General features: G+C 70.5%; 19 protein-coding genes. 6 read left to right on the forward strand and 13 right to left on the reverse strand.

Features of this window, described 5'->3' with window-relative positions:
* Positions 1-101: 101 nt before the first annotated feature.
* The 4 genes from BLW84_RS05120 to BLW84_RS05135 form a co-directional block, all read right to left on the reverse strand.
* A complete protein-coding gene (locus tag BLW84_RS05120; RefSeq protein ID WP_093261837.1) occupies positions 102-869 on the reverse strand; it encodes a CoA-transferase subunit beta in 768 nt (255 codons plus the stop codon).
* Complete coding sequence (locus BLW84_RS05125) at positions 866-1,786, reverse strand: CoA transferase subunit A (protein WP_281247361.1); 921 nt, start codon at positions 1,784-1,786, stop codon at positions 866-868. The genes BLW84_RS05120 and BLW84_RS05125 overlap by 4 nt, the downstream gene beginning before the upstream one ends.
* Before the next feature lie 145 nt (positions 1,787-1,931).
* On the reverse strand, positions 1,932-2,567 hold the full coding sequence (locus tag BLW84_RS05130; protein ID WP_177226292.1) for a TetR/AcrR family transcriptional regulator: 636 nt from the start codon (positions 2,565-2,567) through the stop codon (positions 1,932-1,934).
* A gap of 131 nt (positions 2,568-2,698) precedes the next feature.
* The gene (locus tag BLW84_RS05135; RefSeq protein ID WP_093261845.1) at positions 2,699-3,196 is read right to left on the reverse strand and encodes a winged helix-turn-helix transcriptional regulator; all 498 of its coding nucleotides are present in this window, start codon (positions 3,194-3,196) and stop codon (positions 2,699-2,701) included.
* 342 nt (positions 3,197-3,538) lie between these two features.
* Here BLW84_RS05135 and BLW84_RS05140 point away from each other — a divergent pair, with 342 nt between their 5' ends.
* Positions 3,539-4,243: an SdrD B-like domain-containing protein gene (locus BLW84_RS05140; RefSeq protein WP_177226293.1), complete on the forward strand. Its 705-nt coding sequence runs from the start codon at positions 3,539-3,541 to the stop codon at positions 4,241-4,243.
* 6 nt (positions 4,244-4,249) lie between these two features.
* Here BLW84_RS05140 and BLW84_RS05145 read toward each other — a convergent pair whose 3' ends face one another.
* Complete coding sequence (locus BLW84_RS05145; protein ID WP_093261847.1) at positions 4,250-4,879, reverse strand: NAD(P)-dependent oxidoreductase; 630 nt, start codon at positions 4,877-4,879, stop codon at positions 4,250-4,252.
* 84 nt (positions 4,880-4,963) lie between these two features.
* Here BLW84_RS05145 and BLW84_RS05150 point away from each other — a divergent pair, with 84 nt between their 5' ends.
* Positions 4,964-5,539 carry a TetR/AcrR family transcriptional regulator gene (locus BLW84_RS05150; protein ID WP_218157206.1) on the forward strand — a complete coding sequence of 192 codons (576 nt, stop codon included), beginning with the start codon at positions 4,964-4,966 and terminating at the stop codon, positions 5,537-5,539.
* A gap of 221 nt (positions 5,540-5,760) precedes the next feature.
* Positions 5,761-6,303, forward strand: a complete 543-nt coding sequence (locus BLW84_RS05155) for a DinB family protein (RefSeq protein ID WP_093262380.1) — start codon at positions 5,761-5,763, stop codon at positions 6,301-6,303.
* Between the two features lie 39 nt (positions 6,304-6,342).
* Here the strand turns inward: BLW84_RS05155 and BLW84_RS05160 are convergent, their stop codons facing one another.
* The 3 genes from BLW84_RS05160 to BLW84_RS05170 all read right to left on the reverse strand — a co-directional run bounded on the left by BLW84_RS05160 (position 6,343) and on the right by BLW84_RS05170 (position 12,081).
* On the reverse strand, positions 6,343-7,602 hold the full coding sequence (locus tag BLW84_RS05160) for a M20 family metallopeptidase (RefSeq protein WP_093261851.1): 1,260 nt from the start codon (positions 7,600-7,602) through the stop codon (positions 6,343-6,345).
* Between the two features lie 199 nt (positions 7,603-7,801).
* On the reverse strand, positions 7,802-10,639 hold the full coding sequence (locus BLW84_RS05165; protein WP_093261853.1) for a penicillin acylase family protein: 2,838 nt from the start codon (positions 10,637-10,639) through the stop codon (positions 7,802-7,804).
* A 455-nt stretch (positions 10,640-11,094) separates the two neighbouring features.
* The gene (locus tag BLW84_RS05170) at positions 11,095-12,081 is read right to left on the reverse strand and encodes a LysR family transcriptional regulator (RefSeq protein WP_245760976.1); all 987 of its coding nucleotides are present in this window, start codon (positions 12,079-12,081) and stop codon (positions 11,095-11,097) included.
* A 627-nt stretch (positions 12,082-12,708) separates the two neighbouring features.
* Here BLW84_RS05170 and BLW84_RS05175 point away from each other — a divergent pair.
* Positions 12,709-13,299 carry a hypothetical protein gene (locus tag BLW84_RS05175; RefSeq protein ID WP_093261857.1) on the forward strand — a complete coding sequence of 197 codons (591 nt, stop codon included), beginning with the start codon at positions 12,709-12,711 and terminating at the stop codon, positions 13,297-13,299.
* Between the two features lie 183 nt (positions 13,300-13,482).
* On the opposite strand, the gene BLW84_RS05180 is transcribed toward BLW84_RS05175, so the two are convergent.
* Both BLW84_RS05180 and BLW84_RS05185 read right to left on the reverse strand, forming a co-directional pair.
* A complete protein-coding gene (locus BLW84_RS05180; RefSeq protein WP_093261859.1) occupies positions 13,483-14,346 on the reverse strand; it encodes a fumarylacetoacetate hydrolase family protein in 864 nt (287 codons plus the stop codon).
* Positions 14,347-14,576: 230 nt separating this feature from the next.
* Entirely contained in the window at positions 14,577-15,038 is a 462-nt protein-coding gene (locus tag BLW84_RS05185; RefSeq protein ID WP_093261861.1) for a MarR family winged helix-turn-helix transcriptional regulator, read from the reverse strand.
* 79 nt (positions 15,039-15,117) lie between these two features.
* Between BLW84_RS05185 and BLW84_RS05190 the strand changes: the two genes are divergently transcribed.
* A complete protein-coding gene (locus BLW84_RS05190) occupies positions 15,118-15,900 on the forward strand; it encodes a dioxygenase family protein (protein ID WP_093261863.1) in 783 nt (260 codons plus the stop codon).
* Between the two features lie 107 nt (positions 15,901-16,007).
* On the opposite strand, the gene BLW84_RS05195 is transcribed toward BLW84_RS05190, so the two are convergent.
* Together BLW84_RS05195 and BLW84_RS05200 are read right to left on the reverse strand one after the other, a co-directional pair.
* Positions 16,008-16,796 (reverse strand): IclR family transcriptional regulator, encoded by a 789-nt coding sequence (locus BLW84_RS05195; protein ID WP_093261866.1) that lies wholly within the window; start codon positions 16,794-16,796, stop codon positions 16,008-16,010.
* Positions 16,797-17,100: 304 nt separating this feature from the next.
* Positions 17,101-18,012, reverse strand: a complete 912-nt coding sequence (locus BLW84_RS05200; protein WP_093261869.1) for a pseudouridine-5'-phosphate glycosidase — start codon at positions 18,010-18,012, stop codon at positions 17,101-17,103.
* A 58-nt stretch (positions 18,013-18,070) separates the two neighbouring features.
* Here BLW84_RS05200 and ileS point away from each other — a divergent pair, with 58 nt between their 5' ends.
* On the forward strand, positions 18,071-21,208 hold the full coding sequence (gene ileS, locus BLW84_RS05205; RefSeq protein ID WP_093261873.1) for an isoleucine--tRNA ligase: 3,138 nt from the start codon (positions 18,071-18,073) through the stop codon (positions 21,206-21,208).
* A 96-nt stretch (positions 21,209-21,304) separates the two neighbouring features.
* Here ileS and BLW84_RS05210 read toward each other — a convergent pair whose 3' ends face one another.
* Entirely contained in the window at positions 21,305-22,093 is a 789-nt protein-coding gene (locus BLW84_RS05210; RefSeq protein ID WP_093261875.1) for a S1 family peptidase, read from the reverse strand.
* Positions 22,094-22,769: the final 676 nt, after the last annotated feature.

Genomic DNA, 22,769 nt, shown 5'->3' on the forward strand with positions numbered 1-22,769 from the left:
CTACCTACCTGGTGCGAGTGCGGATCGAGCACCGGTAGTTCTAGCACCGACGCGCCTGCGCCGGGCCTCGGCGCGAGGCCCGGCACAGGCATCGATGCTGGTCAGCGCAGGTAAATGCGGTTCGGGTCGAGTTCTTCGCGCAGCAGCCGCAGCTCGTCGCCGGACGGCGGCGCGAGCTCCGCGAGGTCGTCGGCGACCTTCAGGTCCCAGCCGGTGGCGGCGCGGACCTGCTCGGCGGTCACGCCCGGGTGCACCGCGACCAGTTCGAGCTCGTCGTCGATGCCGTCGCGCGCCATGATCCCCAGATCGGTGATCACCCGCGTGACGCCCTTGCCGTGCGGCTGCACGCCGCCGCCGGCCTCGCGGGCCCGGCGCGGGCTGGGCGAGGTGCAGAAGTCCAGCTCTTCGACGAACGTGCGCGCGGTGTGCCGGCGCATCACCACGAAGATCTCCCCGGCGTTGGCCATCACCTCGATCGCGCCACCGGAACCGGGCAGCCGCGCCTTCGGTTTCGCCCAGTCCCCGATGATCGACGAGTTGAGGCCGCCGTACCGGTCGATCTGCGCGGCGCCGAGGAATCCGACGTCGATCCGCCGCCCCTGCAGGACGTAGCTGAACAGCTGCGGCATGCCCAGCACGCATTCGGCGCCGGTGACGAGCATCGAGTCGGCGATGCTCTGCGGCAGGTCCACCGGGTGCGCGCCGGTGACGCCCGACTCGTAGACGATCTCGATCTCCGGTGACACGGTGCGCTGGGCGAGCGAGACCGCCAGGGTCGGCAGGCCGTGCCCGGCGAAGACCACGCGGCGGCGGGCCAGTTCGCGCGCCGCGGTCACCGCGAGGAGTTCGCTGCTGGTGGTGTCGGTCATCGCCGCCTCCCGTAGTCGACCGGCGTGGACAGCTGCTCGTCGATCTCCAGCCGGTCCCAGTAGCCCTCGCCGAGGCTTGCGATGAACCCGGCGTGGTCCTCGGTGCCGCGGATGTGCCGGTCGATCCACGCCCGCAGCGCGGCCGCGTCGCGGGCCCGTTCCGACCACTCGCGCTGGAACCGGTCGTCGCGGTCGTAGTAGCCCTGCACCGGCGCCGGGTGCGCGCCGCGCGGGCACACCACCACGGCGTCGACCACGTGCGACGGCACGATGGTGCGGTTGGGGTCGGAGCGGACCACGTCGTCGTCGACGACCTCTTCGACGGTCACGATCACCGATCCGCCGGCGAACGCCACTTCCTGCTGAACGCCGAGCATGCCCCAGGCCTGCACGTTCCCGGCCCGGTCGGCGCGCTGCGCGTGGATGATCGAGACGTCCGGGTTCAGCGCGGGCACCACGTGGATCTCGCCGCCGCCGTAGGGATCGGTGACGCTCTTGATCTGCGGGTTCAGCGCGACCAGGTCGCTGCCGGTGTAGGAGCGGATCGGCGCGAACGGCAGCTTGGCCGCGCCGGCGGCGTAGCGGGCGACCATGCCGCCGTGGCTGTACTCCTCGAATTCCAGCGGCTCCGGGTCGTGGTGCTCGATGCGCCGCCGCAGCTCGTGCAGCGACCCGGCGGAGCTGTTGCCGACGAACGACGAGATCAGCTTGGTCACGCACCCGGCCGCCAGCAACTGGTCCACGAGCGTGTCGCCGGTCATCCGCGCCAGGGTCAGGCCGGTGACGCCCTGCCGGATGATCTCGTGCGCGGCGGCGGTCGGGACCAGGTGGCCGAACCCCTCCATCGCCACCGTCTGCCCGTCGCGGACGTACCGGGTCATCGCCTCGGCGAGGCTCAGGGTCTTGTCGGTCGGCACGTTCGCCCCTCCGTTGCAGCTGGCCGAATCACGTTGCGAGCCTTGCACATTCGCGCTCGCCCGGACCAATACCGATTCGGTGGGGAATAGATGCCCAACCGGCATCAAAGGCCGGTGTTCCGGTCTTGCGGACTCGTCGCGCGGATCAGCGCGGCGGCGTCAGGAATCCGTCGATGACGCGGCGGACCTTGTCCCCGGCTTTCCCGTCGCCGAGGCGGAAGGCGGTGTTCGCCGCGATCAGCACCGCGTCGATCTGGAACGCCGCGAGTTCCGCGTCGAGGTCGGCGATCTGACCGGAGTCGGCGGCATGCCGCAGTTCGGCGGCGATGACGTCGCGCCAGTCCTGCTGGTGGCGGGACAGCACGTCGCGCACGGGGCCCGGCCGGCTGTCGAAGTCGGGCAGGCTCGCCGCCCAGAAGCAGCCGCCCGAGAACAGCGGCTCCTCGGCGTACGCGATCCACCGCTCGGCCAGCGCCCGCAGCCGCTCGGCACCGCGGTCCTCCGCCTGCACGGGGTCGAGGACCGCGTCGTGGAACTCCTGTCGCGCGCATTCGGCCACGGCGATCTGCAGGTTCTCCTTCGTTCCGAACAGCGTCTGCACACCGCTCTTGCTCAGTCCGAGGTCGGCGGCGAGCCTGCCTAGGCTGAGCCCGTTGAGCCCTTCCAACGACGCCACGTCGACGGCGTGGCGGACGATCGTCCGCCTGGTGCGCGCGCCGCGCTGCAGGCGTCGGTCCAGCACCGCTTCGTCGACGCCGGCGGGGGGCCGGTGATCTCCCATCGGCGTCATCCTGCCACACCGCTTACGATAACAATACGATCGGTCGTACGTTTATTTTAGGACCGGAAGCCACGGTGAAGTCCCGGATGCACGAACTCATGGCCCAGCCCGCGCACGGCTGACCGCCGGATTCATTCGCTCCGCGCGAGCTCCGCCTCGTAGGCGACCCGAAGGCGGGCGGAGACCGATTCGGCGCCGGCCGGCCGCGGGATGCCCAGGTGCTGCTCCCGCAACTCGTCCATGAACTCGTTCCACAGCTCGGGGCCGCCCCGTTCGAGCAGTTCGGCGCGGATCGACAGCTCGCGCGTCGCCGGCAGGTGGCGGCGCCCCCACGCGCCGAGGTGCGCCATGACGGGGACGAGCTGGATGGCGGCCTCAGTGAGGCTGTAGATCACCTTCTGCTTGTGGCTCGGGTCGGCGGCCTTCGACACCAGCCCGTTCTCGGCGAGGCGCTGCAACCGCGACGCGAGGATGTTCGAGGCGATGCCTTCCTCGGAGTTGTTCAGCAGCTCGCGGAAGTGCCTGCGGTTGCCGAACATCATGTCCCGGATGACGACCAGCGACCACTTGTCGCCGAGCACCTCGACGGAGAGGTTGATCGGGCAGCCGGATCGTCGCCCGTCCTTCATCGGACCTCCTTCGATCAGAAACCGCTTGCACTCTGCATCCGGTCATGCCTATGATCCCACCACCGGTTGCGGAATGCAATCGGATGAGACGAGGAACAAGGAAGATCGCTCGACCAGGCCGAGAAGGCCGCGGCCGACCGCGATGTCGCGATCGGCGCCGGCGAGCGGCTGTTCGACGGCGTGCCGCGCTGGACCCGGAACTGGTTTCGGCACGTCCCGCCTCGCTGGTCACGCACATCACCTACCGGGTCCGCCGCTGACAGCGCGGGACACCTGGACAACCTCAGCCGAATGGAGCGCGTCTTCGACGCAGAACGGGTATCCACTGCGAGCGGAGGCGTGATGACGGGAAGAGGCGCGGTTTTCGTGGCGGCGAGCGCGTTGGCGCTGCTGGGAACGGCGATGCCGGCGGCGGCCGAGCCGCCGCCCGGGACCGTGCGCGGACTGCACTACTTCGACCGCAACGCCGACGGCGTCTGGCAGCCCGGCGAACCGAGCGGCGGCAGCGCGGTCGGGCTTTACCACCTGGACGGCAGCTGGGTGGCGACGGTCGGGACGAATCCCGATGCCACGTACGAGATCCCGGGCGTGCCGCCCGGCCGGTACCGGGTCGGCATCAACCCGATCGGATACCAGATGACCACCCCCGACGAGGTCATCGTCGACGTGCGCCCCGGCGGCACCAGCCGCGCGGACTTCGGCAAGCTCGGCAGCGACATCACCGGCGTCACCTGGCACGACCTCAACGCCGACGGGCAGCGCCAGGCGGACGAGCCGCTGCTGCCCGACATCCGGTTCTGGATCGGCCGATGGGGCAGCGGCTCCGACGGCACCGGGCACTACGCGATGCCCAACCAGGGCACCAGCACCTACGTCCTGCGCTTCGTCCCGCCGGAGGGCATGGGGTTCTCGCCGCAGCACGCCGGGGCGCCGGAGACCGACTCGGACGCCGACCCGGCCGACGGCACCGCCACCGCCGTCGTCGCGCTGACCGACGGCAAGATCAACCAGTTCCCGAACTTCGACATCGGGCTGGTCACGAAGTAGGCGGGTTCAGTTGGCGACCGCGATCGCCTTGCCCACCGAGCCCGGATCGGCGAGCTCGCGCAGCAGGCAGTCGGCCACGTTCGCCCGCGAGATCCGCTTGGCACCACGCACGTTCCGGTCGACCGCCGTCCGGTACCGCCCGGTGCGCGGGCCGTTCGTGAGCTGCGGCGGCCGGATGATCGTCCAGTCCAGCCCGCTGGCCCGGACGACCTCCTCCATGTGGCCCATGTCCGTCCACGGGTTCCGGAGGACGCGCCACAGGATCGGCTTGACCACGTGCTTGGTCACCGGACCGTCGCCATCGGAGAGCATGCCGCAGTTGCTGACCACGAGGAACCGGCGCGCACCGGCGGCGGTCATCGCGTCGAGGATGCTCCTGGTGCTGTCGGTCTGGATGGTGGTCGGCTTCAGGTCGCGCGAGCCTATCGCCGAGATCACCGCGTCCCGGCCGGCCACGTGCGGCTGGATCGCGGCGGCATCCATCACGTCGGCGGTCACCACGGTCAGCCCCGGGTGGTCGTAGTCGAGCCGCGCCGGGTCCCGCACCACCGCGGTGACCTCGTGCCCCGCCGCGCAGGCCTGTTCCAGCAGGTGCTTTCCGGTGCCGCCGGTCGCGCCGAAGATCGTGATCCGCATGTTCCGCACCCCGTCAAGTTGGTGAGTGTTCACTAACCACTATAGTGGGTGAACACTCACCAACTTGTCAACGAGAGGTGCGCCGTGGGAACTCGCGACCGGATGCTCGACGCCGCAGCGCACGTGATGCGCACCCGCGGCCTCGCCCGCGCCACCACCAAGGAGATCGCCAAGGAGGCCGGCTACTCGGAAGCCGCGCTGTACAAGCACTTCCGCGACAAGACCGATCTGTTCCTCGGCGTCCTGATGGAGCGCGTGCCCAGCAACATCCACAAGCTGCTCGCCGCGCTGGACGAGCGCGCGGGACGCGGGGCCGTGCGGGAAACGCTGGAGGAGGTCGCGGCCGAGGCGATCGACTTCTACACCGACACGTTCCCGATCGCGGCGTCCCTGTTCTCCGAGCCGACCCTGCTGGCGGCCCACCGAACCGCGCTGCAGGAGCGGAACATGGGGCCCAACGTGGTGCGCGAGAAGCTCGCGGCCTACCTCGCGGCGGAGCAGCGGGCGGGAGCAATCGACCGGGAAGCGAACCCGGAAGCCCTGGCCGCGCTCCTCCTCGGGGCCTGCCTCCAGTCCGCGTTCTTCGCCCACTTCACGGACCAGCCCAGCCCGCCCCCGGCCGACCTGGTCAAAGCCCTCCTCACCAGCGCGACCCCATGAGTTCCGCCCCCTGAGCACCCGCCGCGGAGACCGTCCGAGCACTCGTCCCGCGCGCCGGTGCCAGTCGCGGCCCGACGACAGCGGCGCCGGTTTCGCGCGAAACCGCCGTTCGCCGGGCGGGCGGATGACGGTTTCGCGCGAAAGCGCCATCCGGCACGACCGCCGGACGGCCGCTGTCAGGGGCGGGTGGGAGGGTCGGGGTTCTTCGATTGGAGGGCATCGTGCCGGAAACCCCAGTCAGCACTTCGCCTCGGTGGGCCGGCGGCGATCGGGCCGAGCCGCCGCGGACCGGCAGCGAGCTGGAGACGCTCAGCGCTTTCCTGGATTGGCACCGGGAAACCCTGGCCCTGAAGTGCGCCGACGTGCCTGCCGAGCAGCTGTCCGCCCGGCTCGTCGAGCCCTCCGGACTCTCGCTGCACGGCCTGGTGCGGCACCTCGCCGGGGTCGAGCGGTGGTGGTTCCGCATCCAGTTCGCCCAGGAGGACGTGCCGCTGCTGTACTACTCCGACGACGATCCGGACCAGGACTTCGACGACCTGGGCGGCGATTTCGCGGTCGCGCTGGAGACCTGGCGGGCGGAGTGCGCGAGGTCCCGCGAGATCGTCGCCGCGGCCGCCTCGCTGGACGACACCGGCATCCGCCGCTCCACCGGCGAGCCGATCTCGCTGCGCTGGGTCATGTTCCACCTGCTGGCCGAGTACGCCCGTCACAACGGCCACGCGGACATGCTGCGCGAACGCATCGACGGCGCCACCGGCATGTGACCGCGCCGGACCAATTCGGCGCGGTCACCTGCCGGGCGGTCAGCTCTTCGCCAGCCACTCCAGGGCCGCGGTGGTCATCGCCGTCACGCCGGTCGTCAGGGTCGGCTCGACGACCGGGGCGAAGAACGGCGAGTGGTTGGACGGGATGTCCCGGTTGAGGGTGCCCGCGTCCTTCGCCGCCTGCCACTTCTCCGGGGTGGTGCCGCCGAAGAACCAGTAGCAGGTCGGCACGCCCGCCGCGGTGCCGAAGAGGCCGACGTCCTCGCTGCCGACCACCGGCGGCAGCTCCTGCACCCGGCCGTCGCCGAGCTCCTCGCGCAGCGCCGCCGTCGTGCGGCCGGTGACCTCGGGATCGTTCACCAGCACCGGGAAGTCCGTGAGCCGCTCGAACTCCGGCTCGCGCTCGGCCCCGGCGGCGATCGCCTCGGCGCGCACGATGCGCTGCACGGCCGCGATCACGTGTTCCCGGACCCGCTCGTCGAAGGAGCGGATGTTGACCCGCAGTTCGGCCTGGTCGGGGATGATGTTGTCCTTCGTGCCCGCCTTGATCGAGCCCACCGTGACCACCGCGGTGTCGCTCGGGGCGACCTCCCGGGACACGACGGTCTGCAGGCGCATCACGGTCGCCGAGGCCATCACGACCGGGTCGATGGCGTTCTGCGGCTGGGACCCGTGCGCGCCGCGCCCGAACATGGTGACCTTCAGGCCGTCGGCGGCGGACATGCTGGGGCCGCTGATCATGCCGACCGTCCCCGACTCGAACGGGAAGACGTGCTGGCCCAGGCAGACGTCCGGCTTCGGGAACCGGTCGAGGAAGCCGTCGTCGATCATCGCCTGCGCGCCGGCCCCGATCTCCTCCGCGGGCTGGAACACCGCGACGATCGTGCCCGCCCACCGGTCGCGGGCCGCGACCAGCAGGTCCAGCGCGCCGAGCTGGCAGGTGACGTGCATGTCGTGGCCGCAGGCGTGCATCACCGGGACGTCGTTGCCGTCCGGGTCGGTGCCGCGGCGGGTGCTGGCGTAGTCGAGTCCGGTCTGCTCCAGGACGGGCAGCGCGTCGAAGTCCGCGCGCAGCAGCACCGTCGGGCCGTCGCCGTTGCGGAGCACGCCGACCACGCCGGTGCGCCCCACCTCGGTGGTGACCTCCAGGCCCAGCGCTTCCAGCCGGCGTGCGACCTCGGCGGCCGTCCGGTGCTCGGCGAAGGACAGCTCCGGGTTCGCGTGCAGGTCCTTGTACAGCTCGGTGAGATCGGCCCGGATGTCGTCGAGTCGGCCCAACACGGTCCCAAGATCGCCCACAGCGCCTCCGTTCGTCGGAACTCACGGTATGCGCGATCACCCGCACGCACCACACCCGGCCGAGGAACGGGCACCTCGGGACGAACTCGGAGTTGGCGACGCGGCCTCTGTTGGTCATACGTGCGTCGGGCATCCCACAGCGAGAAGGCTCCTGAGGTTCCGCCACCCGCACCGCTGCGCAGAACGAGCTGGGACCTCCTCACCGGTGGGTGGGGAATTCGACGACCTGTTGGTAGGTGGGGCGGTTCTGCCAGCTGATCTTCTGCTGGCTAATGCCGCCGATCTTGGTCTGCAGGATGGCGTCCGCGCACCACTGGTCGCCGGGCTTGCAGTCCGCGTCACCGGGATAGGTGTCCGTCGCCGGGGCCTCCGCGGCCTGCCGCAGGGTGTCCAGCAGCATCTGCCGGCACGCCCCGGCGTCACCGCCGCCGCACAGCGGCTCGCCGAAGCCGCCGGGCACCGGCTCGCCCAGCACCGCGCGGATGTCCTTGGACACCTGCCCGAACCAGCCGTACTGGAAGGCCGAGCCCTGGTGGCCCTGGCCGACGTGCAGGCCGGGCTCGCCGTTCTGCCAGCCCGATGGCGACTCGTTGATCTGCATCATGTCCGTCATCGCCTGGTAGGCGTCGGCGCCCACGGCCGGCTCGAACTCGCCGCGCACCAGCCGCGGCCACCACGCGTCCAGCAGCTCGATCGCCTCGGCGTGCGCGTACTCCTTGCTGCCCGGCGAGGTTTCCACCCGCCTGCCGCCGTCGGCGAGCCACGCGCGCAGCCGGTCGACCAGCGCCGCGGTCTCCGGGTCGGTGATCGATTGGCCGTCGATGAGCCGCAGCAGGTCCGGGAGCACCCGTTCGGCGCGCAGGTCGGTGACGCCCGCGTCGGCCATCGCCTGCGTCAAGGTGACCCGGTCGAACTTGCCGCCCACCGCGATGTGCTCGGCGACGCGGCGGTCGAGCAGGTCACCCCGCTGCACCGCGCCTTTCTCCGCCTTGGCGCCCGCGGTCCCGGGCGCCTGCTTGTTGTTCCAGCTGATGTAGTAGTCCTGGTTGATCGAGTTCGGGTGCTCGTCGAACGGGGCGTAGGCCGCGGTGTTGTCCGCCGGGTTCCAGCCCTGCCACTCGAACGCCGGGTCGCCGGCGATCGGCATGCTCGGGTCGACGTCGGGCTTGCGCACCACGTTCGCCCCGGAGTTGAAGTACGCCGTGTCGGTGGCGTCCGCGTAGAACCAGTTGAACGTGTAGTTGACGTCGTGGGCGGCGCGCTGGAAGTCCGCCGCCGAGGTGATCGCGCCCGGGTCGTTGAACTTCTGGAACCCGATGATCGAGTCGACCTCGTGCAGGAACGTCGAGCGGGCCTGCGCGAACGCCACCGGCTTCCCGTCGACCGTCGCCCGGTGCGTCACCGGGCCGTAGCGGGTGCGGAAGGACACCAGGCGGTAGGAGCCCTGCGGGGTGTTGTCGCCGAGGTTCGGCTGCCAGGCGTTCTTGCGCTCGACGGTCTGCATCGGCAGGCACTCACCGCGGAAGCGGTAGAAGTTCGAGTCCTTCGTGGCCGGGCGGCCGTCGGGTTCGCACAGCTCGACGGCGTAGGAATCGATCATGTCCTGCGCTGCGGTGGTGGCGCTCCAGGCGTAGTCCTGGCCGCGGCCGAGCAGCGTGTAGAAGCTCAGCCCGGCGAAGGACGCGCCCTTCGACGAGATACCGGGACCCTGGAGTTCCTGCAGGGTCAGCAGCTGCGGCGAGAAATAGCCGGTCTGCGGCCCGAAGACGGCCACCGGGTGGCCGCTCTCGGTGTGCGCGCCGGAGACGACGAGCGCGTTGGACATGCCGCGGGCCTGCCCCATGCCGCCGGGCACCACGCCGTCGTCGAAGATGCCGCGCAGGCTCTCCACCGGGTCGTCGGTGGTCGGCGGCGGGTTGCTCGATTCCGGCCGGGTAGCCGGTTCGGCGGCCTCGACGGCCGAGCCGGTCGGGTCGAAGATCAGCTGCTGCGCGGACACCGAGCCGGGATCGGGCAGCACGACCCCGCGCGGATCCGCCGGCGTTCCGCCGTAGGGGAACGACCGTCCATCGTGGATGGTGCTGATCGCTTCGGGATCGTTCTCGGCGCGGAAGGCCGCCCAGATCTGCTCGCCGCGCTCCGGACCGAATCGCTCGTGCAGCGACATCCGCGCGACGGCGTTCTGCACCTCGTTGCCGCCGCCACCGCCGAACTGGGCGCCGACCAGCGACGCCAGCACGACCAGGTCGGTGAGCCGGAACGGCTCGATCCGCCCGGCGTTGGTGATCGGGTCGACGTGTCCAGTGGCGACGTACTCGCCGGGGAAGTAGCGCCCGTTGTAGGACTTCTCGATGTACTCGTTGATCCCGTCCACATAGGACTTGGCATCTTCGAGCGCCTGCCGCCCGCGCTCGCCGTGCCGCGCGACGGTGTCGATCTGCTGCTGCAGCTCCTGCTCGGTGTACGGCGAGACGGCGAAGAACTGCTGCTCCAGCTGCCGGTTGGCCGGCGCGCCGCCGGCGAACGGGGTCACCTCGCCGCGCCCGGCCCGACGCATCGCGTCCATCAGGAACAGCTTGTCCTCGGCGGTCGCGTAACCCGCGCCGTAGGCGGTGCCGGACCGCGTGGTGCCGTAGACGTGCGGGATCCCGGCGGTCTTGTCCCGGACGATGGTGACGTCTTCGCGCGGCCGGTAGGTCCGCTCGACGTCGTCGGGCCGCACGCCGAAGGAGTTGTCGTTGAAGAAGTCGTCGATGGTTCCGGTGGTCAGCTCGCGGTAGCCGCCGGCGAGGCGGTCGTACTTGGCGAGCTGGTCGTCGGAGTGCGGCGGCCGGGTACCCAGCAGCATGTGCGCGACGAGCTCGGCGAAGGTCGCGTTGCCGTTCTGGCCGGGCGGCAGGATGTGGTGGCACTGCTGCCCGCAGTAGTCCGGGGCGGGTTCCGGGATCGGCTCGGCGGTCGAAGCCGGTGCGAGCACCAGGGAACCGACGACTGCCGCGGCGCTGAGCGCGGCCAGGGTGCGCGAACGTCGCGGCATGCCAGGTCCTCTCGGTCGGTCGTCGCCGAGTCCGGACGCTAGCCACCCCGAACCAAAACCGAAACCCTTTCATGTTCGCCTCGACCCGAACGGCCCAGCACGAAACCCCAAGAGCACCAACGACAACCGGCACCGACCGGGACCGACCGCAGGAACCTGTGGACAACTCCCCCGGGCCTGTGGACGACTTCCGCAGTTTCAATGGAAACCGGACCTCGTGGCTGGTGACCGCAGCCGCGACAGCCAACGGACCATATCCCGAAAGCAGTCGCATGCGCCGGAGGCGCATAGCCCACCCACACAGCTCGCACCGCCACGGGTTCTCAACGTTCGCCTGGCGAGGACCGCGTATCGGACATACATCAGGTTGGGCACCCACCGCCCAGGCGGACGCTGAGGTTCCGCCACCCGCACCGCCACGCACAACGAGAATGGGAAACCTCAATGAAATCGCGTCAGGACGCCTTGGCCGTGACGACCTCGCCGCTCTTCCACTTGGCGTTCTCCAGCTCCAGCGCCGTCCACAGCAGGTTCAGCGGGTGCTCGGCGTAGTAGCCCTGCCGCTCCCCACGGCGCGTGAAGGCGCCCACCAGCACCTGCATCTTCGGGCCGACGTCGTTGATCAGCTCGATGGTGCGCAGACCCTGGCCCTCCGGCAGCCGCCCGTCGCCGGCCGCCTCGCCCACGCCCTGCGTGACGATCATGCAGCCGTGCAGCAGTTCCGAGCGCAGCAGGTCGAACCCGTAGCGGACGTCGTCGATCTCGGCGGCGATGTCGAGCTTGTCCCGGAAGTCGGTGCCGAACCAGCCGTGCAGGAACCCGGAGATCAGCCCGCTCGCCGGCACCACCAGCGGCACCGCGTGGAGTTCACTCGCGCGCAACGCGCGGTTCGGCAACTGTTCTCCGGATAAGTTGGTGACCAGGCTCAGCCCGCTGCGCCGCCACTCCATCACGTCGAATTCGCCCAGCGCGGCGTCATCTTCGGACACCAGCACGCTGCCGCAGACGAGGTCCGCCTGCTTCGTCCGCAACGCATCCAACAACTCGCGGGTCCGCAAGTGCGTGACGCGCAAATCGATTCCACGGTCCTGGAATTCCTCGGCGACGTGTTCACCCGCATTGGCGAGGAAACCGAGAGTGAAGCGAGTGGTGCCGACAGTAACCGTTTCGCCGCGAAGTCGTCTCGTTTCGCGCACTCCGTCGAGCCAATCGGCCAAGGTGTCCCGCGCGATCTCCACGAACGCTTCGCCGGAGGCGGTGAACAGCACCTTCTTCCCGCGCCCCTGCTTGACGACGAGCGGTTCTCCGCACAGCTGCGTGAAGTTCCGGTTCAAGGTGTCCAGCTGCTTCTGCACGCTGGACTGCTCGCGCCCGAGCGAACGCGCCGCTGCCAGCGCCGTTCCCAACTCGTGCACCAGGACCAACGTCCGCATCTGGTCCATTGTGGTGTCCAGCAATGCGGACGGCGATTGCAGCAGGCGGCTGCGCAGGTCGGTCGCTGGCAGGCTGGCGGTTCCGGCTAACGGCACGGCATGCGTCCCTCTCTATCCCTTTTCCGCGCCGGAGTGTAGTGCGCCGAACTGATCTGCGTGCCAGAACTAATGATCTGGGGAATTTTTCCGAAAAGTGCTGGAATCCGTTGCGGCGCAGTGTAATGATCTGCCTCGCCCCAACGGCGGTCCTTCGACGACCGCCCGGTTCGGTTCGCACCGACCGGTCAGCTCGGGGCAATTCGCACGGACGCGGGCCCTGCGGTGGCGTGAGCACCGCAACCCGCTTGGGAAGGATTCGCGAAGCACCATGCGCATCACCACCGCTGCGCCCTGCCCGGGCGCGGCGTCGGACGAGGCTCGTTTCAGCAGCGCTTGGGCCCGCGCTGCGCGAAATCGCGTCGGACAGCGGGAGCGGCGCGCGGCGGTCGACACGGCTACCGGCTCCCCAGACGGATGCTCCGCCCGGAAACGGGTCACGACCACCCGGCGGCACCGCAGCCGCCGACCGAGGTGACCGCGCCCCGCGGATTCCCCACCGATCCCCCCGTTCATGAACCCTGGCAAGGAGAAACAGCCGTGACGTACTCCCAGACCGCTCCCCCGGCGGACGGCCCCGTCCAGACCGCGTTGAAGAAGCCCGCCACGCTGCTGGCGCTGGTGGTCATCTCCGGAATCTCCGCGTTATCCGGCCTGATCGGCGCGATCTACCTGTTCGCAGGCGGCCGCGACCTCGCCGACAGCTACGCGACCGACGTCGCGATCAACAACCCCTCGCTGGTCGGCCTCGACACGGTCATGGAGACCATGGGCACCGACAACCCCCAGGAGGCCATCGACCTCGCCAAGTCCGTTGACGAGTGGGACACCATGGTCTCGCTCGCGCACGCCGGGCTGATCTTCAAGGCGTTCCTGCTGATCATCTTCGCCGCGCCGCTGCTGCTGTTCACCCTGTTCGCGATCAAGGGCTCGACCTGGTCGCGCGTGCTGGTCACCATCTTCGCGATCCTGTCGCTGATCGGTGGCCTGGCGGCGGCCTTCGACGACGGCGGCCCGGGGCTGGTGAACACCATGGGCTACATCGGCCTGGCGACCGCGGTCATCGCGGTCGTGCTGTGCTGGCTGCCGGCCAACAACCGCTACGCGAAGGCGCGGAAGCTGGCGGCCTGATCTGGAATCAGCAGCGTCGCACTGGGGGTCGACGCAGCGGAGTTCCACGAAGACGGCGACCCGGCACCGAGGGGGTTCGGTGCCGGGTCGCCGTTTTTCTTGCGTCAGAACTCGTTAGCGCAGTCGGAATCGATCTTGTCTTGAAGCCGCACCGCTACGCAGAACGAGCCTGGAAACAGCCTCTCAGGCCGACTTGAGCTGCTGGCGTTGGCGGCCAAGGCCGTCGATCTCCAGCTCCATCACGTCGCCCGCGGCCAGGTACGGGAACTTCCCGGACATCGCCACGCCTTCCGGCGTGCCGGTGTTGACCAGGTCACCCGGCTCCAGCGTCAGGTACTGGGAGAGGTGCCTGATGATCTCCGCCACGTTGAAGATCATGTCCGCCGTGCTGGAGTCCTGCCGCGCCTCGCCGTTGACGAACGTCCGCAGCCGCAGCGCCTGCGGATCGGCGATCTCGTCGGCGGGGACCAGCCACGGGCCGACCGGGTTGAACGTCTCGCAGCACTTGCCCTTGGACCACTGCCCGCCGGAGTGTTCCTTCTGGAACGCCCGCTCGGACACGTCGTTGGACACCACGAACCCGGCGATGCTGGCGAGCGCCTCCTCCGCGCTGTCCAGGTAGCGGGCCCGGCGGCCGATCACGACGCCCAGCTCGACCTCCCAGTCGGTCTGCTCGGCGCCGCGCGGGATCAGCACCTCGTCGTACGGACCGACGACCGTGTTCGGGTGCTTGAAGAACAGGATCGGCACCTCGGGCGGGGCCGAGCCGGACTCGGCGGCGTGCGCGGCGTAGTTCTGGCCGATGCACAGCACCGCCATCGGCCGCGCGATCGGCGCGCCGACCCGCAGGCCGGTGCCGTCGCCCGGGTCGTCGACCGCCGGGAGTTCGCCGGCGGCCAGCGCCGCGCGGGCCCGCTGGATGCCGTCACCGGCCAGGAAGTCCCCGTCGATGTCGTCGGTGATCGGGCTCAACTCGAACACCCGGCCCTGGTCGTCTGCCACGTGCGGGCGCTCGGCCCCCACCGGACCCAACCTCAGAAACTTCATTTCTCTCCTTCGAAATGGCGCGTGGCGGTCGCGCTGCGCCACGCAACTTCCTTCGGTCCTGCCGCGGCGAGCGGGCGGCCGGGTGGGACGCGGTGCGCCCCGAGCCCACCGGCACGGCAGCCCTCAGACTTTCCACGGAACCGGTCCAGGAGGCAATACCCCAACACGGCTTCACATATCGGAAGAGGCTTCGATGTCCTGAAAATCAGATCAGGAACGCGAGCGCGCCGTCAAGGCCGCTCGCGGAGCGCGCGGGTCACCGCGCCCAGCCCGGCCGCGATGACGCGCAGCTGGTCGCGGCTGAGCACGTCGATGAGGTTCGCGCGGACCAGCTCGACGTGCCCGGGCGCGGCCTCGCGCAGCTTCTCCCGACCGGCGTCGGTGAGCCCGGCGATGACGCCGCGGTCGTCGGTGTCGCAGTTCCGGCGGCGCACCAGGCCCGCCTTCTCGAGCTGCGTGACCTGGTAGGTCAGGCCGCTCTTCGAGGTCACCACCCGCTGGGCGAGCTCGGTCATGCGCATCTCGCCGTCGGGCTCGGCGGCGAGCCGGACCAGGATCTCGTACTGCGGGTGCGACAGCCCGGCCTGCTCGCGCAGCTGCTGCTCGACCCGCCGGGCGACCAGGTTGCTCGCCTCCACGAAGGCGTTCCAGGCGGCCATCTCCTCGGTGTCGAGCCAGCGCGGTTCCGTCATGCCACCAGCCTAGCTTGTTCAAATTCGAACGACAGCGTACTTTCGAGGTGTAGTTCAAATTCGAACGAGGAGGATCGCCATGACCGCTCCGGCGACGGGCCGGATGCCCGCCCTCTACCTCAGCCACGGCGCCCCACCGCTGGCCGACGACCCGCAGTGGCCCGGGCAGCTCGCCGCCTGGTCCCGCGATCTGCCGAAGCCGAAGGCCATCCTGATCATCTCGGCGCACTGGGAAGAGGCCCCGCTGGCGATCGGCGCCACGACGACCGTGCCGCTGGTGTACGACTTCTGGGGCTTCCCCGAGCACTACTACTCGGTCCAGTACGCCGCGCCCGGCGCCCCGGAACTCGCCGCGCGGGTGCGCTCGCTGCTGCGCGGCCCGGACACCCCGGTGCAGGACTTCCCGGATCGCGGGCTCGACCACGGCGCCTACGTGCCGCTGAAGGAGATGTACCCCGACGCCGACGTGCCGGTGCTGCAGATCTCCATGCCGACGCTGGAGCCGGAGCGCCTGATGCGCATCGGCCAGGCGCTGGAACCGCTGCGCGACGAGGGCGTGCTCATCGTGGGCAGCGGCTTCTTCACCCACAACCTCGCGGCGCTGCGCGCCGAGACCACCCCGAGCTGGTCGACGGAGTTCGACGACTGGGGCAAACGGGCGCTGGAGGCTCGCGACGTCGACGCGCTGCTCGACTTCGAGCACAAGGCCCCGGCGGGCCGCCTGGCGCACCCGCGCACGGAGCACTTCGCCCCGCTGTTCGTCACGTTGGGCGCCGCGGGCTCGGACCTCGACCGGCAGAAGATCGCCATCGACGGCTTCTGGTGGGGCCTGGCCAAGCGCTCCGTCCAATTCGGCTCGTGAGCCGGCGATTTCGCGCGCGAAATCGCCACTCCACGCGTGCCGGATGGCGATTTCGCGCGAAATCGCCATCCTTCCGGCCGGAGACCGGGACGACTCGCGAAGCCTGATCAGCGGCGGAGCTGCTGCTCCACGGAGGAGACCACAGTGGACAGCGGGGCGCGGGTCTCGTCGGTCCAGTCCGGCCCGCAGCGCGGCGTCGGCGCGGAGACCGACATGGCCGCCACCACCGCACCGGAGTGGTCGTGGATCGGCATCGCGACGCAGCGGCAGCCGACGATGTACTCCTCGTCGTCGACGGCGTAACCGCGAACGCGGGCCTGCTCCACCTCGGCCAGCAGCTCGGCCGGCTCGGTGACGGTGTTCTCCGTGAAGCGCTCCAGCTGCCCGCCGCGGTACCGGCGCTCCAGCTCGTCGCCCGGCAGCCCGGCCAGCAATGCCTTGCCCAGCCCGACGGCGTGCGCGGGCAGCCGCATGCCCACCGCGGACACCAGCTTCATCGGCTGCGGCGACTCGGCGATGGCGATGTAGACGTTCTCGGTGCCGTCCAGCCGAGACAGCTGCACCGTCTCGCCCGTCTGCTGCGCGAGCTGCTCCATCAGCGGCAGCGCCAGGCCGACGATGTCGCGGTGCCCGGTGTAGCCCTGGCCGACGGTCCAGGCCTTCAGCCCGAGCCCGTAGGTGCGGGTGGTCGGGTCGAACTCGGCGAAGCCGCGGTGCACCAGCGTGCCGAGCAGCCCGTGCACGCTGGACAGCGGCAGCCGGAGGATTTCGGCGATGTCGCTGAGCCGGTGCCGGCCGCGGGAGAGCAGCTCCAGGATGACCAGCGCGCGGTCGGCGGACTTGACCACGTTCTGCCCGCTGCCCGCCTGTTCAGCGGTGGCCGATTCCGCCTTCACGCCGAATTTCCTCCTGCTCCGTTGCCGCCGCGCTCACCCCCGCACGACCTACTGAACAGTACAGCGGGCGAGCCGGGACCGCGCAGCTCGTCCAAGCGACCCAACTGCGCTGCTCCGGCGGGCCGGCGAGCACTTTCGGACTCCGGAAGAACCCGCCCCGCGGAGTGCACCCGGCCGCGGCGCTGGCGCACGAGAGGCGTGGCGGTTTCGCGCGAAAGCGCCATACCCACGCCTGCCGAACGACGGTTTCGCGCGAAAGCGCCGTCCTCCACGCCTACCGGGGCCGGTTTCGCGCGAAACCGCCCTAGGCGGCCTCGGCGAGCGCGATGGCTATCGCGGTGGCCAGCTCGATGTTGTTCCGGTAGACCGCGATGTTGACCGCCAGGCTGCGCCCGCCGGTGGCGCTGCGGATCCGGTCGAGCAGGAACGGCGTGATGTCGTGGCCGCCGACGCCCTGCCGCCGGGCTTCCTCCCACGCCTCGGCCAGCGCCCGGTCGTGCAGCGCCGGGTCGAGCTGCTCGTCCGCCGGAACCGGGTTCGCCACCAGCACCGCCGAGCGCAGGCCCAGCTCGTCCCGGGCCGCCACCGCCGCCGCGACCTCCTCCGGCGTGTCGGCCGAGTACTCGATCTCGTGGCCGGAATCGGCGACGTAGAAGCCCGGGAAGCGCGACGTCCGGTAGCCGAGCACCGGGATGTTCAACGTCTCCAGCCGTTCCAGCGTGGCGGCGACGTCCAAAATGGACTTCACCCCGGCGCTGACCACGACCAGCGGCGTGGCGGCCAGGGTCACCAGGTCCGCCGACTCGTCGAAGCTCGTCGCCGCGCCGTGGTGCACCCCGCCGAGCCCGCCGGTGGCGAACACGCGGATGCCCGCGCGGTGCGCCAAGAACGACGTCGCCGCCACGGTGGTCCCGGCGTTGCGGCGCTTCGCCGCCGCGACCGGCAGGTCCCGGACGCTCGCCTTCGCCGCGGCGCGGTCGTCGGCCAGCCGGTCGAGCTGCGCGCCGGTCAGGCCGACCGTCGCGACTCCGTCGACGACGCCGATCGTCGCGGGCACCGCCCCGGCCGCGCGGATCTGCCGCTCGGCGGCCCGCGCCACCTCGCCGTTGTCCGGGCGCGGCAGCCCGTGGGTGATGATCGTCGACTCCAGCGCCACGACCGGCCGGCCCTCGGCGACGGCCCGCCGGACCTCGTCGGACACCACCGGCAGCGACATCGCACCCTCCAGCCCGCCTTCCCCGGTCCGCGGCCGGGGAAGGTGTGAGCATATAGGGATGCAGCAGCCTGAAACGCCGTTTCGGCCGGTCGAGCCCGCGATCGAACTGCCCGCCGTGGAGCGGCGCATCGTCGAGTGGTGGCGCGACCGCGAGGTGTTCGAGCGCAGCCTCGCCCAGTCCGCAGACGGTCCGCGCTGGGTGTTCTACGAGGGCCCGCCGACGGCGAACGGGACGCCCGGCACGCACCACGTCGAGGCGCGGGCGTTCAAGGACGTCTTCCCTCGGTTCAAGACGATGAAGGGCTGCTCCGTGCCGCGCCGCGCGGGCTGGGACTGCCACGGGCTGCCGGTGGAGCTGGCCGTCGAGAAGGAGCTCGGCATCAGCGGCAAGCGGGACATCGAGCGCATCGGCATCGCCGAGTTCAACGCCCGCTGCCGGGAGTCGGTGCAGCGCTACGTCGGCGAGTTCGAGGCCGTGACGCGGCGGATGGGCTACTGGATCGACCTGTCCGAGGCCTACTGGACGATGTCGCCGGGCTACGTGGACAGCGCGTGGTGGGCGCTGAAACAGATCTTCGACGCGGGGCTGCTGGTCGAGGACTACCGGGTGGCCCCGTACTGCCCGCGCGACGAGACGACGCTCTCCGACCACGAGGTGGCGCAGGGCTACGAGAACGTGCACGACCCCTCGGCCTACGTGCGGTTCCCGGTCGACGGGCCGGTCGCGGGGCACCGGAACGCCGACCTGCTGATCTGGACGACCACGCCGTGGACGCTGGTGTCCAACACCGCGGTCGCGGTGCACCCGGAGGTCGACTACCAGGTGGTGCGCACCGTGCGCGGCACCTTCGTGGTGGCCGCGCCGCTGGTCGAGGCGGTGCTGGGCGCGGACGGCGAGGTGCTCGCGACGCTGCAGGGCACCGGGCTGGCCGGGCTGCGGTACCGGCGGCCGTTCGACCTGGTCGACATCCCGGACGCGCACCGCGTGGTGCTCGCCGAGTACGTGTCCACGGAGGACGGCACCGGCCTGGTGCACCAGGCGCCCGCCTTCGGCGCCGACGACCTGGCCGTCTGCCGCGAGAACGACCTGCCGGTGGTGAACCCGGTCGACGGCGACGGCCGGTTCGCCGCCGAGGTCCCGCTGGTCGGCGGGATGTTCTTCAAGGACGCCGACGCGGTGCTCGTCGAAGACCTCCAACACCGGGATCTGCTGTTCCGCTACAGCACTTTCGAGCACCCGTACCCGCACTGCTGGCGCTGCCACACGCCGCTGATGTATTACGCGCAGCTGTCCTGGTACATCCGCACCACGGCGATCCGGGAAGCGCTGCAGCGGGAGAACGAGCGCACGAACTGGTTCCCGCCGAACGTCAAGCACGGCCGCTACGGGAACTGGCTGGACAACAACGTCGACTGGGCGCTGTCGCGCAGCCGATACTGGGGCACGCCGCTGCCGCTGTGGCGGTGCCCGGAGGGTCACGTCACGGCGATCGGTTCCCGCGCCGAGCTCGGCGGGCTGACCGGCCAGGACTTCACCGACCTCGACCCGCACCGCCCCTACCTGGACGAGATCGAGTTCCCCTGCCCGGTCTGCCTGCGCTCCGCGACGCGGGTGCCCGAGGTCGTCGACGCGTGGTTCGACTCGGGCTCGATGCCCTTCGCGCAGCTCGGCTATCCGCACGCGCCCGGCAGCGTCGCGGAGCTGGCGAAGAGCTATCCGGCCCAGTACATCTGCGAGGCGATCGACCAGACCCGCGGCTGGTTCTACACCCTGATGGCGGTCGGCACGCTGCTGTTCGACCGCTCCGCGTACGAGAACGTCGTGTGCCTAGGACACATCATGGCCGAGGACGGCCGGAAGATGAGCAAGCACCTCGGCAACGTGCTGGAACCGCTGCCGCTGATGGAGGCGCACGGCGCCGACGCCCTGCGGTGGTTCATGCTCTGCACGGGTTCGCCGTGGTCGGCGCGGCGGGTGGGGCACGGGCCGCTGCAGGAGATCGTCCGCAAGGTGCTCATGACGTACTGGAACACCGCGTCGTTCTTCACCCGCTACGCCTCGCTCGTCGACTGGGTCCCGGCGGACGCCGACCCGCCGGCCGCGCGCCCGGTCCTGGACCGCTGGGTGCTCGCGCGGGTCAACCGGCTCGCCGAGCAGGTCGACGCGCGGTTGGAGGACTACGACACCGCGGGCGCCGGGCGGGCGTTGGCGGAGTTCATCGACGACCTGTCGAACTGGTACGTCCGCCGCTCGCGGCAGCGTTTCTGGGACGGCGACCGCAACGCCCTGCGCACCCTGCACGACTGCCTGGACGTGCTGACCAGGCTGCTCGCGCCGTTCGTGCCGTTCATCACCGAGCAGGTGTGGCAGGACGTCGTCCGCCCGGGCCGGCCGGGGGCGCCGGAATCGGTGCACCTCGCCACCTGGCCGGAACCGGATCCCGTGCTGGCCGACGACGCCTTGCTGTCCGAAGTGGACGTCGAGCGCCGGCTCGCCGAGGCGGGCCGCGCGGCGCGCAAGAGCAGCGGCATCAAGGTCCGTCAGCCGCTGGGCCGCGCGCTGGTCAGCGCCGCGCTACCCGCGGAGCTGCTCGCCGACCTCGCCGACGAGCTCAACGTGCGGCGCATCGAGCCGCTCGGCGCCGCCGGCGAGGTGCTGGACGTGTCGGTGAAGCCGAACTTCCGCGCCCTGGGCAAGCGGTTCGGCAACCGCACGCAGCAGGCCGCGGCGGCCGTCGGCGCCGCCGATCCGGGCGAGCTGGCCCGGGAGCTGCGCGCGACGGGCCGGGCCACGATCGAGGTCGACGGCAAGGCCGAGCCGCTCACCGGCGAGGACGTGATCATCAGCGAGGTGCCGCGCACCGGCTGGGTCGTGGAATCGCAGCGCGAGGTGACCATCGCGCTGGACACCGCGATCACGCCGGAGCTCCGGCGCGCGGGGCTGGCCCGCGAGGCGATCCGCTTCGTGCAGGACTGCCGCAAGCGGGACGGGCTCGACATCACCGACCGGATCGCGTTGCGCTGGCGGGCGACCGGTGAGCTGCGCACGGCGCTGCAGGCCCACGCCGGGGAGATCGCCGCCGCCGTCCTGGCCGTGGAAATCGGCGAAACCCCCACTCCCGCCGGGGATTTCGCCGAGCATTCCGACGCCGAGCTCGGCCTGTCGGTCTGGCTGCGCAAGGCCGGTTCGAAGTAACGAGCCGTGGGCGGCGCACCGCCCACGGCTCGTCCACTGCTGGTCGTGAGGGGTGACGGGCCTCCACGGCGGCCGCCACCGCTCACGGGATCGGGGTCAGGAACCGATCTGCGCCGCGATGTCGTCGTGGTAGGCACCGACGCGGGCGTACACGCCCGGCTTGCCCGGGCGGGCGCAGCCCTCGCCCCACGACGTGACGCCGATCAGCTTGTTGTCCACGACCATCGGGCCGCCCGAGTCGCCCTGACAGGTGTCCACGCCGCCTTCCGGCACGCCGGCGCACACCATGGCGTCCTTGTTGTACTCGCCGTACGCGCCGCTGCAGGTCTCGTCCGAGACCACCGGCACGGTGGCCTTCTGCAGGTTGTCGGCCTGCTGACCGCCCTCGGTGGTGTTGCCCCAGCCCAGGATCGTCGCCTGGCTGTCCGGCGCGTAGCCCGGGTCGTCGGCCGTGGCCAGCTCGATCGGCGCCTCCTGCACCGGGGCCTCGAGGGTGAGGACCGAGACGTCGAAGCCCTGCGAGGCGTCCTCGTACTTGGGGTGCACCCAGATGTTGGTCACCTTCGAGACGGTGCCCTCGTCCGAGCTGATCACGGTGCGGCCGCTGACCACGTTGATGTCCGTCGGCTGCGAGCCGACGGTGCAGTGCGCGGCGGTGAGGACCTTGTCCGGGGCGACCAGCGAGCCGCCGCAGAACTGCTGACCGTCCGGGGTCACCAGCGCGACGGTGAACGGGTGGTCGGCGATGTTGGCGTCTTCGCCGCCGACGATGAACGGGCTGACGTCCGTCGGCTGGGCCTGCGCGACGGAAGCCGTTGTCAGACCGGCGACGGCGATCGCGGCGACTCCGGCGAGCCGGGCCAGGCGACGTGGGGCATCGACCATGGTTGCACTCCTTGTCCGAAGGTCGCTGGCGAATCCGCCCCGGCGGCCTGCCTTCCGCCGAACCGTTACGCACAGCGACGAACTTGATCGAAACGATATCCTCGCCCCACGTAACGGGAAACCCTCCGAATTTGCCGTTTTAACAGTCCACACAACCACTTTCCACAAGCGGAAACCGCCCGATCTACCGCACGGAGCGGCGCGCGTCAACCGGCTTGGCTACTTTTCGTTGCCATCGGGGCGGATTCGGCGCGCGCCGGAGCGGGCGAGCCCGAACGCCCACCGACCCGCAGGCGAACGGCTCGCGAATTCCTCGCAAGACTCGGCATTTCCGGCACCGGGAGCGCGAATCGACCGGGCCCGCATGGAAATGTCCCCGGTGCACCCCGATCTGCACCGGGGACACCCCAACCTCGGCCGGACCCCTCCGACCGGTGTCGCCATCGATCCCCGAACCGACGGCTGGCGCGCTCCGAGGCCCCGACCGCCTCGATCGGAACGTGCCACGTCTGGTTTACCTAATTTCCGATGGAATATTCCAGAGCCAATCGGGGTAGCGCGATCGGTTGACCGTTAAACCTGTCGGCGTAACGCCCGCACACGCTGCGAGGACGGCCTAGCGCCGGCTTCGCAAGCGGCGCAGCCGCTTAGCCCACCCTCGCAGCCGGCACCCGCC

It is taken from the genome of Saccharopolyspora shandongensis (genome assembly GCF_900106995.1).
In the GTDB taxonomy this organism is placed as follows: domain Bacteria; phylum Actinomycetota; class Actinomycetes; order Mycobacteriales; family Pseudonocardiaceae; genus Saccharopolyspora; species Saccharopolyspora shandongensis.

Coding starts and splice junctions, on each gene's coding strand:
- BLW84_RS05140 (WP_177226293.1), top strand. CDS start 3,539: ATGACGGGAAGAGGCGCGGTTTTCGTGGCGGCGAGCGCGTTGGCGCTG.
- BLW84_RS05210 (WP_093261875.1), bottom strand. CDS start 22,093: ATGGTCGATGCCCCACGTCGCCTGGCCCGGCTCGCCGGAGTCGCCGCG.
- BLW84_RS05180 (WP_093261859.1), bottom strand. CDS start 14,346: ATGAAGTTTCTGAGGTTGGGTCCGGTGGGGGCCGAGCGCCCGCACGTG.
- BLW84_RS05165 (WP_093261853.1), bottom strand. CDS start 10,639: ATGCCGCGACGTTCGCGCACCCTGGCCGCGCTCAGCGCCGCGGCAGTC.
- BLW84_RS05120 (WP_093261837.1), bottom strand. CDS start 869: ATGACCGACACCACCAGCAGCGAACTCCTCGCGGTGACCGCGGCGCGC.
- BLW84_RS05185 (WP_093261861.1), bottom strand. CDS start 15,038: ATGACGGAACCGCGCTGGCTCGACACCGAGGAGATGGCCGCCTGGAAC.
- BLW84_RS05145 (WP_093261847.1), bottom strand. CDS start 4,879: ATGCGGATCACGATCTTCGGCGCGACCGGCGGCACCGGAAAGCACCTG.
- BLW84_RS05135 (WP_093261845.1), bottom strand. CDS start 3,196: ATGAAGGACGGGCGACGATCCGGCTGCCCGATCAACCTCTCCGTCGAG.
- BLW84_RS05170 (WP_245760976.1), bottom strand. CDS start 12,081: ATGGACCAGATGCGGACGTTGGTCCTGGTGCACGAGTTGGGAACGGCG.
- BLW84_RS05190 (WP_093261863.1), top strand. CDS start 15,118: ATGACCGCTCCGGCGACGGGCCGGATGCCCGCCCTCTACCTCAGCCAC.
- BLW84_RS05130 (WP_177226292.1), bottom strand. CDS start 2,567: ATGGGAGATCACCGGCCCCCCGCCGGCGTCGACGAAGCGGTGCTGGAC.
- ileS (WP_093261873.1), top strand. CDS start 18,071: ATGCAGCAGCCTGAAACGCCGTTTCGGCCGGTCGAGCCCGCGATCGAA.
- BLW84_RS05200 (WP_093261869.1), bottom strand. CDS start 18,012: ATGTCGCTGCCGGTGGTGTCCGACGAGGTCCGGCGGGCCGTCGCCGAG.